Below are 17521 nucleotides of genomic sequence, written 5' to 3'. Positions count from 1 at the left end.
GACTTTTAATCAGAGGGTCGACAGTTCGAGCCTGTCACGACTCATAGGTCAATTTTGCGGGTGTGGCGGAATTGGCAGACGCACTAGATTTAGGTTCTAGCGTCGAAAGACGTGGGGGTTCAAATCCCTTCACCCGCACCATTTTTTTTATTTGTATTGCCGACTTAGCTCAGTTGGTAGAGCATCTGATTTGTAATCAGAGGGTCGGGCGTTCGAATCGTCTAGTCGGCACCATATTATGCGGAAGTAGTTCAGTGGTAGAACATCACCTTGCCAAGGTGGGGGTCGCGGGTTCGAATCCCGTCTTCCGCTTGTTAATGTCAATGCTTGTTTATTATTTTTTGCCGGGGTGGCGGAACTGGCAGACGCACAGGACTTAAAATCCTGCGGTAAGTGATTACCGTACCGGTTCGATTCCGGTCCTCGGCATTTTCATTTAATTATATTGCACCCATAGCGCAATTGGATAGAGTGTCTGACTACGAATCAGAAGGTTGTAGGTTCGACTCCTACTGGGTGCATATTCATCGGGAAGTAGCTCAGCTTGGTAGAGCACCTGGTTTGGGACCAGGGGGTCGCAGGTTCGAATCCTGTCTTCCCGATTGGTCAACAACTGCTTGTGGTTTAACTGGGCTCTTATTGCTTAGGATAGTTTTTTCGGGAAATAGCTCAGCTTGGTAGAGCACTACGTTCGGGACGTAGGGGTCGCAAGTTCGAATCTTGTTTTCCCGATAATTAAAAACTCGTAACGGAGATAACGTTACGAGTTTTTTTGATTGCTTGTAGGGTTTGTAGTATGTATCCTTGTTCAAAATAAGGAGTTGGGATTGTGGTTTGCTAAAAGTAATTTTATAATATGAAAAGTAAGATTAAACAATCAGAGCTGTATCTTTGCATTTATGGATTTTTTACGTATAATGATAGTCAACATTAGTCAAAAGTTTAGAGGATGAGATATATGCAAGGACAAAATATTTCTGATATCATTGAGGAATATCTAAAAAGAATCTTGGCTGATACGCATCAGATTGAGATCAAACGTTCTGAGATAGCACAACTGTTTAATTGTGTACCATCCCAAATCAATTATGTAATCAACACACGTTTTACTATTCAAAATGGGTATGTTGTTCGTAGTAAAAGAGGTGGAGGCGGCTATATTAGGATTGCAAAGGTCAATTTGATCAGTGATGCAGACGTATTGGATGATTTAATGACTGTAATTGGTAATAACATCAGTTCTACGCAAGCATTCCAAATCATTCAGAGTTTATTTGAAGATAATGTTTTGACGCAAAAAGAAGCAAACCTTATTTTGGCAGCAATCGATCAGCAAACTTTAGCATTTGAAGATAAAAGAGTTGAAAATGCTGTTCGTGCTCGAATCTTGATCAGTATACTGAATCGTCTAAAGTACGACGATTAGAAAGTGAGGGCTATATTATGGATAACTTATTTACACCGAGTGCTAGACAAGTTCTAGTATTGGCTCAAGAACAGGCAAAGTATTTTAGACATCAAGCTGTTGGAACGGAGCATTTGCTGCTGGCATTGACGCTTGAAACAAATGGAATAGCCAGTAAAGTACTCCAACAGTTTATTGTGACTGAGACAGATATTCGAGAAGAGATAGAACGTCTAACTGGCTATGGCACATTAAAACGCAATGGTGCTAACAATTATTTACCTTATTCACCTAGAGCAAAAGAAATCTTATCAATTGCTGGCGATGAAGCCAAAAGAACTAATTCTACAAAAATTGGAACAGAGCATCTTTTATTGGCTCTTTTAAGAAACGATGACATTTTATCTGCGCGGATACTCCGGAGCTTGAATGTTGATACTCGAAAAATGTATCAAACTATTATTCATAAGCTTGGTCTAAGTGAAGCCCAGATTAAGAAGTATGATAAAAAAGTTACAAAGAAAAATGGAACACCTACATTGAATTCATTGGCACGGAATTTAAATGTGCTAGCTGAGGATAACAAAATTGACCCAGTTATAGGACGTGAAAAAGAAGTTAAACGTATAATTCAAGTCCTCAGCCGCAGGACTAAGAATAATCCAGTCTTACTTGGAGAACCTGGTGTTGGTAAAACTGCTGTTGCAGAAGGCTTGGCACAGAGTATTGTTAATGGTGACGTTCCAGAGAGCCTGCAGAAAAAAAGAGTTATGATGCTTGATATGGGCTCATTGGTTGCAGGTACTAAATATCGTGGTGAATTTGAGGATCGGGTTAAAAAGGTCATTGATGAAATTTATTCAGATGGAAATGTTATTCTTTTTATCGATGAGTTGCATACATTGATCGGTGCTGGTGGTGCAGAGGGTGCAATCGATGCTTCGAACATCTTAAAACCAGCTTTGGCTCGTGGAGAGGTTCAAGTAATCGGGGCAACGACACTTGATGAATTTCAGAAATACATCGAGACGGATTCTGCCCTTGAGCGTCGTTTTGCTAAAATTATAGTTGATGAACCTTCACCTCAAGAAACTGTCCAGATTTTGAAGGGACTTCGACCAAAGTATGAAGCACATCATCATCTTGAAATTACAGATGAAGCGATTGAAGCAGCTGTTCGTTTAAGCACAAGGTACATTACTAATCGCTTCTTACCAGATAAAGCAATCGATTTGATGGATGAATCGGCTGCAAGAGTCCGGTTAGAAACATCAGGTCAAACTAAAAAAACAACTGATAAAAAAGATTTGTTGGATGAATTAGCGACGCAAAAAATTGAAGCCCTTAGTTCTGAAAACTTTGAATTAGCTGCGGATATTCGACAAAAAGAACTACGCACAAAGAAACAATTGCAAAAGTTGGAGCAAAAAGAGCAGGACAATGAATCGGGTAAAACTAAATATGGGATTAGCGTTACTGAAGAAAATGTTGCTGAAATCGTGTCTGAATGGACGGGTGTGCCTCTGACTCAGATGAAGAAATCGGAATCTGATCGTCTAGTTGGATTGGAAGATGTTCTTCACAAACGTGTTATTGGACAAGAAGAAGCGGTCTCAGCTGTATCACGTGCCATTCGCCGTGCACGCAGTGGTTTAAAGGATCCGGTTCGGCCAATTGGTTCATTTATGTTTTTAGGACCGACGGGTGTTGGAAAAACGGAATTGGCGAAGGCTTTAGCGGATGCTATGTTTGGAACTGAAGATTCGATTATCAGAATAGATATGAGTGAGTATATGGAAAAATATGCTACTAGTCGTTTGGTAGGATCTCCGCCAGGTTACGTTGGTTACGAAGAAGGCGGGCAGTTAACAGAGAAAGTACGTCAGCATCCATATTCTGTTGTTTTATTCGATGAGGTTGAAAAGGCTCATCCTGATGTTTTTAATATTCTTTTGCAGGTCTTAGATGATGGATATTTAACTGATTCTAAGGGGCGCCGAGTTGACTTTAGAAATACCATTATTATTATGACCTCGAACTTGGGAGCTACCGCTTTACGTGATGAAAAGCAAGTTGGTTTTGGAAGCTCAAAAGCTTCAGATGACTTTAAGGCGATGTCTTCTAAGATACATGAGGCTTTGAAAAAGACCTTTAGACCTGAATTCCTTAATCGGATTGATGAAACAGTTATTTTTCATTCGCTTACGTCGAAGGAATTGCATGCAATCGTAAAACTGATGGCCAAAGGTGTATTAGATCGTGTTCGTGAACAAAAAGTTGATATTAAGATTACCCCTGCTGCAATTGATGTGGTTGCAAAAGTGGGCTTTGATCCCGAATATGGTGCTCGACCATTAAGAAGAGCGTTGCAAACGGAAGTCGAGGATAAATTAAGCGAGGCTTTGATCACTGGTCAAATTAAAGTTAACAGTAAGGTAACAATCGGAGCAAGCAAAGGAAAAATCAATATAAAAGTACAAGATGATGATCAAAAAACAGCTGGTCAGCTTACTAAGTAGTTTTAAACGAGATGAATAAGAAGAAAGACTGTATGTTAGTCTAAGTCATAACTTAAGGTTAGTTCTAGGAATTCATGAGAAAGAGTTCCTAGAACTTTCTTTATCTCTTATTCTTTTTAGATGTTTTGTAGAATATAGTGATGACTGTTTTCTAGCAGCACTCATTTTAATAAAAATGGTTCAGGTCATTTACTAGACTTGACAATGCTGCTATTAGTTGTTAAAATTTGTAATTGGAAAATACTGTGAATTTAGTTGGTTATGATATATTGTCCATAACTGACTTAAGAAAAAGCAAAAATAGTGATGGTCGACAGACAGACATATACTGTTTTTGGTTTTTTTTTGCCAAAAAAGCAGCAAAAAATTAATTGTAATCAAAATGTAATATTTAATTGCTGCTTTTTGGGATGATTCGCAGAAAAAATTTGAGAGGTGAACAATTTGGCAGGACATTTAGTAAAATACGGTAAACACCGTACACGTAGAAGTTATGCCCGGATCAAAGAAGTTTTGGAGTTACCAAACTTGATCGAAATTCAGTCAAATTCCTACAAGTGGTTCTTAGACGAAGGTCTTCGTGAAATGTTCGAAGACATTATGCCGATTGAAGACTTTGCTGGTAATTTGTCACTTGAATTTGTCGACTATCAATTGTTAGAACCAAAATATACAGTCGATGAAGCAAGACAGCATGATGCAAATTATTCAGCTCCGCTTCATGTCACATTGAATCTAATTAATCATGAAACTGGTGAAATCAAGTCACAAGATGTTTTCTTTGGTGATTTTCCTTTAATGACAGAACAAGGAACATTTATTATAAATGGTGCAGAACGTGTAATTGTTTCTCAATTAGTTCGTTCACCAGGTGTTTATTATAGTGAAGAATTAGATAAAAATGGCCGCGAAAATTATGGAACTACGGTGATCCCTAACCGTGGTGCTTGGCTTGAATATGAAACAGATGCAAAAAATATTGCTTATGTTCGGATTGACCGCACGCGTAAAATTCCGCTTACGGAATTAGTTCGGGCATTGGGGTACAGCTCAGATGATGAAATCATCAAAATGTTGGGGACTAATGACAGTTTAATGCTGACATTAGAAAAAGATGTTCATAAAAATACTGAAGATTCAAGAGTCGCTGAATCTCTGAAAGATGTTTATGAACGTCTTCGTCCAGGTGAACCTAAAACGGCTGATAGTGCCCGCAGTTTATTGACTGCGCGTTTCTTCGATCCAAAACGTTACGATTTTGCGCCTGTTGGACGTTATAAGGTCAACAAAAAGTTGAACCTGAAAACACGCTTATTGAACAAAACCTTAGCAGAAACACTAGCAGATCCAGATACTGGTGAAATTATTGCTAAAAAAGATACTGTTATCGATAAGCATATTATGGATAAATTGGCTCCGTACCTTGACCGTGAAGATTTTAAAACGGTAACTTTCCATCCTTCAGAAGAGGGTGTTGTTACGGATCCGATGACTTTGCAGATCATTAATGTTTATTCTGAAAAAGATCCAGAAAAAGTTGTCAAAATGATTGGTAATGGTCATATTGATTTGAAGTATAAGCACATTCTCCCTGCTGATATTATTTCTTCAATGAATTATTTCTTCAACCTGCAAGAAGGTATTGGTTTTGCAGATGATATTGATCATTTGGGGAATAGACGTATCCGTTCTGTTGGAGAATTACTTCAAAACCAATTTAGAATCGGTCTTTCAAGAATGGAACGTGTTGTTCGTGAAAGAATGTCAATTCAGGATACATCGACCGTTACACCGCAGCAATTAATCAATATTCGGCCCGTGGTTGCCTCAATTAAGGAATTTTTTGGTAGTTCACAATTGTCACAATTTATGGATCAAACTAATCCGCTTGGCGAATTAACGCATAAACGTCGATTATCTGCTTTGGGACCTGGTGGTTTGACTCGTGATCGTGCTGGGTATGAAGTTCGTGATGTTCATTACACGCATTATGGCCGGATGTGCCCAATTGAAACTCCTGAAGGACCTAATATTGGGTTGATCAATAGTCTGTCTTCTTACGCACGCATCAATAAATATGGGTTTATTGAAACCCCTTATCGTCGTGTTTCTTGGACAACGCATAAGGTTACAGAAAAAATTGATTATTTAACTGCAGATGAAGAAGATAATTATGTAATCGCACAAGCTAACTCACCTTTAAATGATGATGGTTCGTTTGTTGATGATATTGTTATGGCACGTGCTAAAAGTGAGAATATTGAAATCTCAATCGACAAAGTCGATTATATGGACGTCTCACCTAAACAAGTAGTTGCCGTTGCGACAGCATGTATTCCTTTCTTGGAAAATGATGATTCTAACCGTGCGTTAATGGGAGCTAATATGCAGAGACAAGCTGTTCCATTGCTTAACCCGCATGCACCTTTGGTAGGAACCGGTATAGAATACAAAGCAGCACATGATTCCGGAGTTGCTTTGATTTGTAAAAATGAAGGAACAGTTGAATATGTCGATGCACGCGAAGTACGTGTTCGCCGTGATGACGGTTCACTTGACAAATACAAGTTAATGAAGTTTCGCCGTTCAAATGGTGGTAAAAACTATAATCAGCGTCCGATAGTTCGTGTAGGCGATCATGTTGATGCTGATGAAGTTTTGGCTGATGGACCATCAATGGAAAATGGAGAATTGGCACTGGGTCAAAACCCACTGATTGCCTTTATGACATGGGATGGATATAACTTTGAAGATGCGATCGCAATTAATGAACGCCTCGTCAAGGAAGATGTCTATACTTCTATTCATATTGAGGAGCATGAATCTGAAGCGCGTGATACTAAGCTTGGGCCGGAAGAAATGACACGTGAAATACCCAATGTCGGTGAAGATGCATTAAAAGATCTTGATGAATTTGGAATTGTCCGTATTGGTGCAGAGGTTCATGATGGTGATATTCTGGTCGGTAAAGTAACTCCTAAAGGTGTGACTGAATTATCTGCTGAAGAGCGTTTGCTGCATGCCATTTTCGGTGAGAAAGCGCGTGAAGTTAGAGATACTTCGCTACGTGTACCTCATGGTGGTGGCGGAATTGTGCAAGATGTTAAGATCTTTACACGTGAGGCTGGGGATGAATTGTCTCCAGGTGTCAACATGATGGTTCGGGTCTACATCGCACAAAAACGTAAGATTCAAGTTGGGGATAAAATGGCTGGACGTCATGGTAATAAAGGGACTGTTTCAATCGTTATTCCCGAAGAAGATATGCCGTATCTCCCAGATGGTACACCGATCGATATTATGCTGAGCCCAATGGGTGTTCCTTCCCGTATGAATATCGGGCAAGTGCTTGAACTTCACTTAGGAATTGCCGCACGTAAGTTGGGAATCCATGTAGCATCGCCTGTTTTTGATGGTGCACGTGATGAAGATATTTGGGAAGCATTAAAAGAAGCCGGTATTTCAAGTGATGGTAAAACCGTTGTCTATGATGGTCGGACAGGTGAACCATTCGATAATCGTATCTCAGTTGGTGTTATGTACTATCTGAAACTTGCTCATATGGTTGACGATAAGATTCATGCACGTTCTATTGGACCGTACTCTCTTGTTACACAACAGCCTCTTGGTGGTAAGGCACAATTTGGTGGCCAAAGGTTTGGTGAAATGGAAGTTTGGGCACTTGAAGCATATGGTGCAGCGTACACATTGCAAGAAATCATGACTTACAAGTCTGATGATGTTGTGGGGCGTGTAAAAACTTACGAGGCAATCGTGAAGGGCGAACCAATTCCAAAACCAGGTGTTCCTGAATCATTCCGTGTTCTGGTCAAAGAATTACAGTCATTAGGATTGGATATGAAGGTTCTTGATTCTGAGAAAAAGGAAATTGAACTCAGAGACATGGACGAAGATGATGATGACGTTGTGAATGTTGATGCTTTGAGTAAGCTTGCTAAAGAACAGGCAGAAAAAAAGGCTAAAGAACAGGCAGAAGATGCAGAGAAAGCTGAAACTAAAACAGAAAAATAAGGCAGAATATGGGATAGCACTAAGAAAATTTAGTGTTTAGAAATCAACTAAAGAAAAGGAGGTCGGTCTCTTGATCGATGTCAATAAATTCGATAGCATGCAGATTGGCTTGGCTTCTTCTGATAAGATCCGCAGCTGGTCTTATGGAGAAGTAAAGAAACCAGAAACAATCAACTATCGTACGTTGAAGCCTGAAAAAGATGGTTTGTTCGACGAAAGAATATTTGGACCTACTAAAGACTGGGAATGTGCTTGCGGTAAATACAAACGCATCCGTTATAAAGGTATTGTTTGTGACCGTTGCGGGGTTGAAGTTACTCGTGCAAAGGTACGGCGTGAAAGAATGGCGCATATCGAACTTGCAGCACCAGTAACACATATTTGGTACTTTAAGGGTATCCCTAGTCGGATGGGTCTTGTACTCGACATGAGTCCACGTGCGCTCGAAGAAATTATCTATTTTGCCTCATATGTGGTAACTGAACCTGGTAATACGCCATTAGAGAAAAAACAGTTACTGACCGAACGCGAATATCGTGAAAAACGTGAGCAGTATGGGAAAGAATTCAAAGCAGGCATGGGCGCTGAAGCGATTAGAAGTTTGTTGCGCGATGTTGAGCTTGAAACTGAATGTACCGAATTGAAGGAAGAATTGAAAGAAGCAACTGGTCAAAAACGGACTCGTGCTGTTAGACGGTTAGATATTCTTGAGTCTTTCTTGAAATCTGGAAATGAGCCCGCATGGATGGTTATGGATGCAATTCCTGTTATTCCACCGGACTTACGTCCAATGGTCCAATTAGAAGGTGGACGTTTTGCAACATCTGATTTAAATGACCTCTATCGTCGTGTAATCAACCGTAACAATCGTTTGAAAAGATTGCTTGATTTAAATGCACCTGGAATCATTGTTCAGAATGAAAAGAGGATGCTGCAAGAGGCTGTTGATGCATTAATCGACAATGGCCGCCGTGGGCGTCCAGTAACTGGGCCCGGTAATCGTCCACTCAAGTCTTTGTCACACATGCTTAAAGGTAAGCAAGGGCGTTTCCGTCAAAATCTGCTTGGTAAACGTGTTGATTATTCAGGACGTTCAGTTATTGATGTTGGACCTAAGTTAAAAATGAACCAGATGGGTATCCCACATGAAATGGCGTTAGAGTTATTCAAGCCATTCATGATGAAGGAACTCGTTAAGCGTGAAATGGCTTCTAACATAAAAAATGCTAAACGTAAGATTGATCGCCGTGATGAAGATATCTGGGACGTTTTGGAAGATGTCATCAAGGAACATCCAGTTCTTCTTAACCGCGCGCCTACTTTGCATCGTTTGGGAATCCAAGCTTTTGAACCTAAGCTGGTTAACGGTAAGTCAATGAGACTGCACCCCTTGGCTTGTGAAGCGTACAATGCCGATTTTGATGGGGATCAAATGGCGATCCATGTCCCGTTATCAGATGAAGCTCAAGCTGAAGCACGTTTGCTGATGTTGGCCGCACATCATATCTTGGCTCCAAAAGATGGTAAGCCAATTGTGACACCATCACAAGATATGGTTATTGGAAACTATTATCTGACAATTGAAGAGGCAAAACGTGAAGGCGAAGGTATGGTCTTCAAAGATGTTAATGAGGTCCGTACAGCTTACTTGAACAATTATGTTCATTTGCATACACGAATTGGATTGCAGACTGCAACATTGGCAGCTGCTGGAAAACCATTTTCAGATTGGCAAAAGGAACGTGTTATGGTAACTACTGCAGGAAAAGCAATCTTCAATGAGATTTTACCTGCTGACTTCCCATATTTGAATGAACCTACTTCTGAAAACCTAACTGAGAAAACACCTGATAAGTATTTCGTTGAACCAGGAACAGATATTCATCAGTTCTTAGAAGATCATGAACTTGTTGGACCATTCAAGGCTGGTTTTTTGAGTGATATTGTTGCAGAAGTTTATAAGAAGTTTAAGGTTACAGAAACTTCCAAATTACTGGATAGACTGAAAGACTTAGGATATTATGAGTCAACTAAGTCTGGTTTAACAGTGGGAATTTCCGATATTACAGATTTGAAGGAAAAACCTGGCATTATTGAGGATGCTCATAAGGAAGTTAATAATGTGGCTAAACAGTTTCGTCGCGGTTTAATTACTGAGGATGAACGTTATGAACGAGTTATCGCAATCTGGAACAATGCTAAAGATGAAATTCAGGATAAACTTGTTCAGAATATGGATCCAGAAAATCCAATTCAGATGATGTCAGATTCTGGAGCGCGTGGGAACATCTCTAACTTTACTCAGTTGGCTGGCATGCGTGGCTTAATGGCTGCTCCTAACGGTAAAACAATGGAATTACCTATTGTTGCTAACTTCCGTGAGGGATTGTCGGTTATGGAAATGTTTATTTCTACCCATGGGGCTCGTAAGGGAATGACTGATACGGCTTTAAAGACCGCCGATTCAGGATACTTGACTCGTCGTTTAGTAGATGTGGCCCAAGATGTTATTATTCGTGAAAAAGATTGTGGGACTGACCGTGGACTTGATGTAACTTCGATACGTGAGGGTAATGAGCTGATTGAACCATTGTTTGATCGTGTTCTGGGCCGTTACGCAATGAAAACAGTCAAAAATCCTAAAACTGGTGAAGTTATTGTTCCTGCAAATGAATTGATTGATGAGAATATGGCTCAGGCGATTGTAAAAGCTGGAATCGAAAAAGTTACTATTCGCTCAGCCTTTACTTGCAATACTAAACATGGTGTGTGTGAACGCTGCTATGGTCGTAATATGGCTACTGGAGATGAGGTTGAAGTTGGTGAAGCAGTCGGAACAGTTGCTGCCCAATCGATTGGTGAACCTGGTACGCAGTTAACTATGCGGACTTTCCATACTGGTGGTGTTGCTGGGGACGATATTACACAAGGACTTCCTCGTGTTCAAGAAATCTTTGAGGCACGTAATCCTAAAGGTCGTGCTGAAATTTCTGAAGTTACCGGTATTATCGAAAGTATTGAGGAGAATCCAGCAGAACGGACAAAGGAAGTTACTGTTAAGGGTGAAACTGATACTCGAACATACAGTCTACCGTTTACGTCAGTGCTTAAAGTTGGTGAAGGAGACTCAATTCATCGTGGTGAAGCATTAACGGTTGGTTCAGTTGATCCAAAACAACTGATTAAAGTGCGAGATGTTCTTTCAACTGAAAACTATATCTTACGTGAAGTACAAAAAGTATATCGTATGCAAGGTGTAGAGATCTCTGATAAGCATATTGAAGTTATGGCGCGTCAAATGTTACGTAAAGTACGTGTCATGGATCCTGGTGATACAGAACTATTACCAGGTACATTGATGGATATCAATGACTTTAGAGATCAAAACTATCAAACTTTGATCAAAGGAAGTATACCTGCAACTGCACGTCCAGTCTTGCTGGGAATTACAAAAGCATCACTTGAAACTAACAGTTTCTTGTCTGCAGCTTCCTTCCAGGAAACAACGCGTGTCTTAACAGATGCTGCAATTCGTGGGAAGAATGATCCTTTGATTGGTTTGAAGGAAAACGTTATTATCGGTAAGATTATTCCAGCTGGAACAGGGATGCCGGATTATCGCGGTATTAAGCCTAAAGAAGTTGGAGCTGTTTCTGAAAATGTTTATTCAATTTCTGATTTAGAGAAAAAATTGAAGGCAGAAGAAAAACAGCCGCAAAACGATAATAATTAGTTTGCAAATCTTTGGATAGAAATACAGCAATAGCATAGCAAAGTGAGCCTGAAAAAAACTTTTTGGCACACTTTGATGTGAAAATACAGAAAAAAGGATTGAGCCAGTATTATTTTGTGCTCAATCCTTTTTTGAATAAAATGGGCAAAATTGAAAAAAATCTTTTCCAAGTGTTTTGGACATTGAAGAGATAAGCAACTGATTCGCGGAGCAGATGCCAGTTTTATAAGTTATTTGCAGAAATTAATGGTTTATCCTTGTTCTGAAGCAGGGGAATACTTGTAGTATTACGAACAGAACAGTATTAAGTTCAGTTATTGTAAATTGGACAATTACGAATGCTTATTTTTATGATTAGATTGGAAGATGTTTTGTTGTTAAAATTCATGATAGTTAGTCAGTTAGTTTTTAAAGTGACAAAATAAAAGATGCGTGGTTAAATCAAAAAAGTAAGTAGGGCAATGTTTGATTTTTGCCGTACTTACTTTTTTGTATTCAATATAAACTGCTTTCTTGATATATCAAAAGTAGGAATAAACCGAAAGACAAGAAGGGAATAAAAGCAATTTTCTTTTCCTGGGCGAAAAGATGATAGATCCCAGCACAAGATGAACCAATCATTATAATATATAGTGTGTCATAAAAGCCTAAAATAAAGAAAAGAAATCCGAGATAAATAACATCACCCAGTCCCAAAAACTTGAAAGATGTAAAAATAGCAAGCGAGATAAGAAAAAGAAGAATGAACGGCCAGTCAACGAAATGATTTTGAATTTTAAAAAGATTTTGAAGTAAGAAAAAAAAGCTGCCGAAACAGAGGAGGTAACTCGAAACCGTTAAACTATAAAAATCTTGAAGAGCAAGAAGGAGCGCCCAAAGTGATAACAAGGTGACAAAGATAAAATTTTCAGCATTGGTGGTTAGAAATGACAAGAGGAGAAAGTAGCTGCCAAAAAAAAATTCGACTATAAGACTTACTATAGAAATACTTGAATGGCACGTAGTACAACGACCGCCTTGGATCAGGAAACCAATGATTGGTATTAAATAGATCTTTTTTAGCTGAGTGTGGCATTTTTCGCAAAAAGAGCGAGAATATATGATAGAGTAAGAATTAGCAAAACGCCAACCGTAACAGACAGCGAAAGAACCACATATTGTCCCGGTGATAAAAATCAAAGTGTAAATTAAGAGCATTTTAATAGAATCATCTCCTTCTTCAGATAAAATACGCGCAAAAATAAAAATGTAATACTATTTTCTAATTAAGTTGTTGACAGTTTAAACTGTAACGTGTTAGTCTGTAAAAGGTGCTTTATGTGGACAGTTCTCTCATGATGGAATGGGACATGCTGACTGTGTTACGGTGGCATACAATTTGTTGTGCATTCAGGGTTTATTTTTTTGCTAAAAAATGAATCGCCTGGATGTGTGTACTTAAGACATGTAAATTAAGGAAGGAGGAAGCTTTAGATGCCAACAATTAATCAATTGATCCGTAAAGGGCGTAAATCTAAAGGTTCAAAATCTGATTCCCCAGCTTTAAACTTTGGGTATAACAGTTACAAGAGAGTGCAGACTAACAATCCTGCACCACAAAAACGTGGAGTGGCAACTCGTGTAGGGACAATGACACCTAAAAAACCTAACTCTGCTTTACGTAAATATGCTCGTGTTCGTCTTTCAAACTTGATCGAAGTCACAGCTTACATTCCAGGAATTGGACACAACTTGCAAGAGCATAGTGTTGTTTTGATTCGTGGAGGTCGTGTAAAAGATCTTCCTGGTGTTCGTTATCATATCGTACGTGGAGCCTTGGATACTGCGGGTGTTACAGACCGTAGACAAAGTCGTTCTAAGTATGGTACAAAGAGACCTAAGAAATAATTGTAAAGTATTTGAGGAGGTTATTTAGATGCCAAGAAAAGGTGCTATTTCAAAGCGCGAAGTGCTTCCCGATCCAATTTATAATTCTAAATTGGTAACTCGTTTGATTAATCGTATTATGATTGATGGCAAACGCGGGACTGCATCAAAATTATTATATGAAGCATTTGATCAAATAAAAGAAGAAACAGGTAACGAACCATTAGATGTGTTCGAAGAAGCATTGAAGAATGTTATGCCTGTGCTTGAAGTAAAGGCACGCCGTGTTGGTGGTTCTAACTATCAAGTTCCTATTGAAGTACGTCCGGAGCGTCGTACAACGTTAGGCTTGAGATGGTTAGTTAACTATTCACGCTTACGTGGCGAACACACAATGCCAGAGCGTTTAGCTAAAGAAATCATTGATGCATCTAATAATACTGGTGCTTCAGTGAAAAAACGTGAAGATACGCATAAAATGGCTGATGCCAACCGTGCATTTGCACATTATCGCTGGTAATTTTTTGAAAATGGCTATTATATGATTTCAAGAAATCCTATAGTAGTCATTTTTTGAGTAAAACATAATTTTAAAAGATATTAATTAGGTTTGGAAGGAGATAAAATCTCAGATGGCTAATAAACGTGAATTTCCACTAGAAAAGACACGTAATATCGGAATCGTTGCTCATATCGATGCAGGTAAAACGACGACAACTGAACGTATCTTGTATTATACTGGAAAAATCCACAAAATCGGTGAAACCCATGAAGGTGCTTCACAAATGGATTGGATGGCACAAGAGCAAGAACGTGGTATCACTATTACTTCTGCTGCAACAACTGCTCAATGGAAAGATCATCGGATCAATATTATTGATACACCAGGACACGTTGATTTTACAGTAGAAGTTGAGCGTTCATTGCGTGTTCTTGATGGAGCAGTAGTTGTGCTGGATGCTCAGTCAGGGGTTGAACCTCAAACTGAAAATGTTTGGCGTCAAGCTACAACATATTCGGTACCTCGTATTGTGTTTGTCAATAAGATGGATAAAATTGGAGCTAACTTTGATTATTCAGTAAGTACGATCAAGGATCGTCTTCAAGCTAATGCTGTTGCTATCCAAATGCCTATCGGGGCAGAAGATAACTTCGAAGGTGTTATTGATTTAATTGAAATGAAAGCTGATATCTACGATGAAGATGAACTTGGTTCAAAGTGGGATACGGTTGACATTCCAGATGAATACAAAGAGGACGCTCAAAAACGTCGTGAAGCAATGATTGAAGCTATTGCTGATGTTGATGAAGACCTCATGGAAAAATACCTTGAGGGTGAAGAGATTTCAAATGATGAAATCAAGGCTGCTATCCGTAAAGCAACACTGAACTTAGAGTTGTACCCGGTTCTTGCAGGCTCAGCATTCAAAAACAAAGGTGTTCAAATGATGCTTGATGCAGTTAATGACTATCTGCCATCACCATTAGATGTTAAACCTTACAAGGCAACTGACCCTGACACAGATGAAGAGGTTGAATTAGTTGCTGGTGATGACAAGCCTTTTGCAGGATTGGCTTTCAAGATCGCAACTGATCCTTTTGTTGGTCGTCTTACTTTCTTCCGTGTTTACGCTGGTACACTTGAAGCTGGTTCATATGTTTTGAATGCAACTAAGGATAAACGTGAACGTGTTGGTCGTCTGCTGCAGATGCATTCAAATCACCGTAAAGAAATTCCTGAAGTTTTCGCAGGTGATATAGCTGCAGCTATTGGTTTGAAAGACACAACAACTGGAGATTCATTAACTGATATCAAGCACCCATTGATTCTTGAATCAATGGAATTCCCTGATCCAGTTATCCAGGTTTCAATCGAACCTAATACAAAAGCAGATCAAGACAAGATGGATGTTGCTTTGCAAAAGCTTGCTGAAGAAGATCCTACTTTCAAAGCTGAAACTAACCCTGAAACTGGTGAAACTCTTATTGCTGGAATGGGCGAATTGCATTTGGATATCATCGTTGATCGTATGAAGCGTGAGTTCAAGGTTGAAGCTAAAGTAGGAGCTCCTCAAGTTGCATATCGTGAAACCTTTACAAAACAAGTATCTGCACAAGGTAAGTTTGTTCGCCAATCTGGTGGTAAAGGACAATATGGTGATGTTTGGGTTGAATTTACACCTAATGATGAAGGCGCAGGCTTTGAATTTGAGAATGCGATCGTCGGTGGTGTTGTTCCTCGTGAATATATTCCTTCAGTTGAACAAGGCTTGAAAGAATCAATGAAAAATGGTGTCTTAGCTGGCTATCCATTAATTGATGTTAAAGCTAAGTTGTATGATGGAAGTTATCATGATGTCGATTCAAGTGAAGCAGCCTTCAAAGTTGCTGCTTCGCTTGCATTGCGTAATGCTTCTAAAAAAGCCGGTGCTGTCATTCTTGAACCGATCATGAAGGTTGAAATTGTTGCTCCAGAAGATTACTTAGGTGATGTAATGGGACACGTTACAGCTCGTCGTGGTCGAGTTGAAGGGATGGAAGCTCGTGGAAACGCACAGGTCGTTAACGCTTTTGTGCCACTTGCTGAAATGTTCGGTTATGCTACAACATTACGTTCTGCAACTCAAGGACGTGGAACATTCACAATGACAATGGATCATTACGAACCAGTTCCTAAGTCTATCCAAGAAGAAATTATTAAGAAAAATGGCGGAGACGCTAAATAGTTAATCAAAAAAGAGACCATTTATGGCACGCACACCCGAGTTGTTTTTAACTTCTTAGGTATATGTCATTAACGGTCTTTTTTTTAAACTATTTTAGCTCCAAGGCAATTTTTAAAATGTTTGATTGCCCATTCGTGGCCAACGGGGTCAAAGCTTGCTGTTGCGTTTTGATGCACAAACAAATTAAAGTTTTTATTATAAGCATCAACTGCAGTATGAAGTACGCAAATATCTGTACAGACGCCGGTTAGATGGATATCAGTGATTTCCCTGCTACGTAAATAATTTTCTAAGTTAGTATTGGCGAAAGAAGAGTAGCGATTTTTATCAAAGAAATACACATTCTTTGAATCACGATTTTTATTGTACCAAGTATTTAATCTTCCATAGAATTCTCTTCCCCAAGTGTGTGCAATATTGTGTGGAGGGAAAAGCTTTGTCTCAGGGTGAAAAGGGTCGTCTGTTTTGTGGCAATCAGTTGGTAAAATTACATAGTCATCCGTGCTTAAAAAGTCATCAGCGAGTGAAATGATAGTTTCTTCAATTTTCTGACCTGGTTTTCCACACGTCAAGGTGCCTTTATCATGAACAAAATCGTTAGTATAATCGATGATCAAGAGAGCTTTTTTAGACATATTTAAATCCTCCTTCAATTAATAGTTAGACAAATCATATAACAAATAGTATATAAATAAAAGTTCTTAAAAAAAAGCTTGCGATAGAAAGTGAAAAAGGGTATTATAGATAAGTACTTGTTTTAAGGGATAAGTGCGCACCTATGAAATAAATTTCAAGCTATGATGCAGAAGGTTGCGACACACCCGGAAGCTTTGCCATGGGGTGCGGCGGGAATTTTTGCGGAGCTAGTCTTGTTTTTAAAATAGACGAAGGAGGGAACACAATGGCAAAACAAAAGATTCGTATTCGTTTGAAGGCGTACGAGCATCGTACATTAGATCAATCTGCTGACAAGATTGTTGAAACGGCAAAGAGAACTGGCGCTGCAATTTCAGGCCCAATTCCATTACCAACAGAGCGTACTTTATATACGGTTATCCGTTCACCACATAAATACAAGGATTCACGTGAACAATTTGAAATCCGTACTCACAAGCGCTTAATTGATATTGTTAATCCAACACCAAAAACGGTTGACTCATTAATGAAGTTAGATTTACCGAGCGGCGTTGATATCGAAATTAAATTATAATTATAAATAAAAATAAATTGGAGGTGTACT

10 protein-coding genes, 7 tRNA genes and 1 pseudogene are annotated in these 17521 nt (G+C 39.1%); 15 read left to right on the top strand and 3 right to left on the bottom strand.

Annotation, left to right across the window (positions count from 1 at the left end):
- Positions 1-56 precede the first annotated feature (56 nt).
- The 11 genes from FC19_RS11005 (at position 57) to rpoC (ending at position 11689) form a co-directional block, all read left to right on the top strand.
- Positions 57-141: transfer RNA gene (locus tag FC19_RS11005), tRNA-Leu, on the top strand.
- Positions 142-158: 17 nt separating this feature from the next.
- Positions 159-234, top strand: a tRNA-Thr gene (locus tag FC19_RS11000).
- A 6-nt stretch (positions 235-240) separates the two neighbouring features.
- A tRNA-Gly gene (locus tag FC19_RS10995) sits at positions 241-312 on the top strand.
- 31 nt (positions 313-343) lie between these two features.
- A tRNA-Leu gene (locus FC19_RS10990) sits at positions 344-429 on the top strand.
- Between the two features lie 18 nt (positions 430-447).
- Positions 448-521 (top strand) — tRNA-Arg (locus FC19_RS10985).
- Between the two features lie 7 nt (positions 522-528).
- Positions 529-602, top strand: a tRNA-Pro gene (locus FC19_RS10980).
- Between the two features lie 56 nt (positions 603-658).
- A tRNA-Pro gene (locus FC19_RS10975) sits at positions 659-732 on the top strand.
- Between the two features lie 226 nt (positions 733-958).
- Complete coding sequence (locus tag FC19_RS10970) at positions 959-1426, top strand: CtsR family transcriptional regulator (protein WP_057876980.1); 468 nt, start codon at positions 959-961, stop codon at positions 1424-1426.
- A gap of 17 nt (positions 1427-1443) precedes the next feature.
- Entirely contained in the window at positions 1444-3924 is a 2481-nt protein-coding gene (locus FC19_RS10965) for an ATP-dependent Clp protease ATP-binding subunit (protein ID WP_057876979.1), read from the top strand.
- 435 nt (positions 3925-4359) lie between these two features.
- Entirely contained in the window at positions 4360-7956 is a 3597-nt protein-coding gene (gene rpoB / locus FC19_RS10960) for a DNA-directed RNA polymerase subunit beta (protein WP_157061324.1), read from the top strand.
- A gap of 70 nt (positions 7957-8026) precedes the next feature.
- Positions 8027-11689 carry a DNA-directed RNA polymerase subunit beta' gene (gene rpoC, locus FC19_RS10955; RefSeq protein WP_057876977.1) on the top strand — a complete coding sequence of 1221 codons (3663 nt, stop codon included), beginning with the start codon at positions 8027-8029 and terminating at the stop codon, positions 11687-11689.
- Between the two features lie 495 nt (positions 11690-12184).
- Here rpoC and FC19_RS11875 read toward each other — a convergent pair whose 3' ends face one another.
- Both FC19_RS11875 and FC19_RS12020 read right to left on the bottom strand, forming a co-directional pair.
- On the bottom strand, positions 12185-12577 hold the full coding sequence (locus FC19_RS11875) for a prepilin peptidase (protein ID WP_235809380.1): 393 nt from the start codon (positions 12575-12577) through the stop codon (positions 12185-12187).
- Positions 12578-12628: 51 nt separating this feature from the next.
- Positions 12629-12886, bottom strand: a pseudogene (locus FC19_RS12020) (prepilin peptidase); the annotation flags it as partial.
- A 276-nt stretch (positions 12887-13162) separates the two neighbouring features.
- Between FC19_RS12020 and rpsL the strand changes: the two are divergent.
- The 3 genes from rpsL (at position 13163) to fusA (ending at position 16281) form a co-directional block, all read left to right on the top strand.
- The gene (rpsL, locus tag FC19_RS10945; RefSeq protein ID WP_057876975.1) at positions 13163-13576 is read left to right on the top strand and encodes a 30S ribosomal protein S12; all 414 of its coding nucleotides are present in this window, start codon (positions 13163-13165) and stop codon (positions 13574-13576) included.
- Positions 13577-13604: 28 nt separating this feature from the next.
- Positions 13605-14075, top strand: coding sequence for a 30S ribosomal protein S7 (gene rpsG / locus FC19_RS10940; RefSeq protein ID WP_057876974.1), 471 nt, complete (start codon positions 13605-13607; stop codon positions 14073-14075).
- A 112-nt stretch (positions 14076-14187) separates the two neighbouring features.
- A complete protein-coding gene (gene fusA, locus FC19_RS10935) occupies positions 14188-16281 on the top strand; it encodes an elongation factor G (RefSeq protein WP_057876973.1) in 2094 nt (697 codons plus the stop codon).
- A gap of 83 nt (positions 16282-16364) precedes the next feature.
- Here the strand turns inward: fusA and FC19_RS10930 are convergent, their stop codons facing one another.
- Entirely contained in the window at positions 16365-16916 is a 552-nt protein-coding gene (locus FC19_RS10930; protein ID WP_057876972.1) for a cysteine hydrolase family protein, read from the bottom strand.
- 266 nt (positions 16917-17182) lie between these two features.
- Between FC19_RS10930 and rpsJ the strand changes: the two genes are divergently transcribed.
- Positions 17183-17491: a 30S ribosomal protein S10 gene (gene rpsJ, locus FC19_RS10925; RefSeq protein WP_034989694.1), complete on the top strand. Its 309-nt coding sequence runs from the start codon at positions 17183-17185 to the stop codon at positions 17489-17491.
- The last annotated feature ends 30 nt before the right edge of the window (positions 17492-17521 follow it).

This window comes from Liquorilactobacillus aquaticus DSM 21051 (assembly GCF_001436755.1).
GTDB classification, from domain to species: domain Bacteria; phylum Bacillota; class Bacilli; order Lactobacillales; family Lactobacillaceae; genus Liquorilactobacillus; species Liquorilactobacillus aquaticus.
Note: the sequence above shows the minus strand (reverse complement) of the source record. Positions and strands in the feature narration are given on the sequence as shown.

Excerpts from the sequence above, each read along its gene's own strand:
- FC19_RS10930 (WP_057876972.1), bottom strand. The coding sequence starts at position 16,916 with ATGTCTAAAAAAGCTCTCTTGATCATCGATTATACTAACGATTTTGTT.
- FC19_RS10965 (WP_057876979.1), top strand. The coding sequence starts at position 1,444 with ATGGATAACTTATTTACACCGAGTGCTAGACAAGTTCTAGTATTGGCT.
- rpsL (WP_057876975.1), top strand. The coding sequence starts at position 13,163 with ATGCCAACAATTAATCAATTGATCCGTAAAGGGCGTAAATCTAAAGGT.
- rpsG (WP_057876974.1), top strand. The coding sequence starts at position 13,605 with ATGCCAAGAAAAGGTGCTATTTCAAAGCGCGAAGTGCTTCCCGATCCA.
- fusA (WP_057876973.1), top strand. The coding sequence starts at position 14,188 with ATGGCTAATAAACGTGAATTTCCACTAGAAAAGACACGTAATATCGGA.
- rpsJ (WP_034989694.1), top strand. The coding sequence starts at position 17,183 with ATGGCAAAACAAAAGATTCGTATTCGTTTGAAGGCGTACGAGCATCGT.
- FC19_RS10970 (WP_057876980.1), top strand. The coding sequence starts at position 959 with ATGCAAGGACAAAATATTTCTGATATCATTGAGGAATATCTAAAAAGA.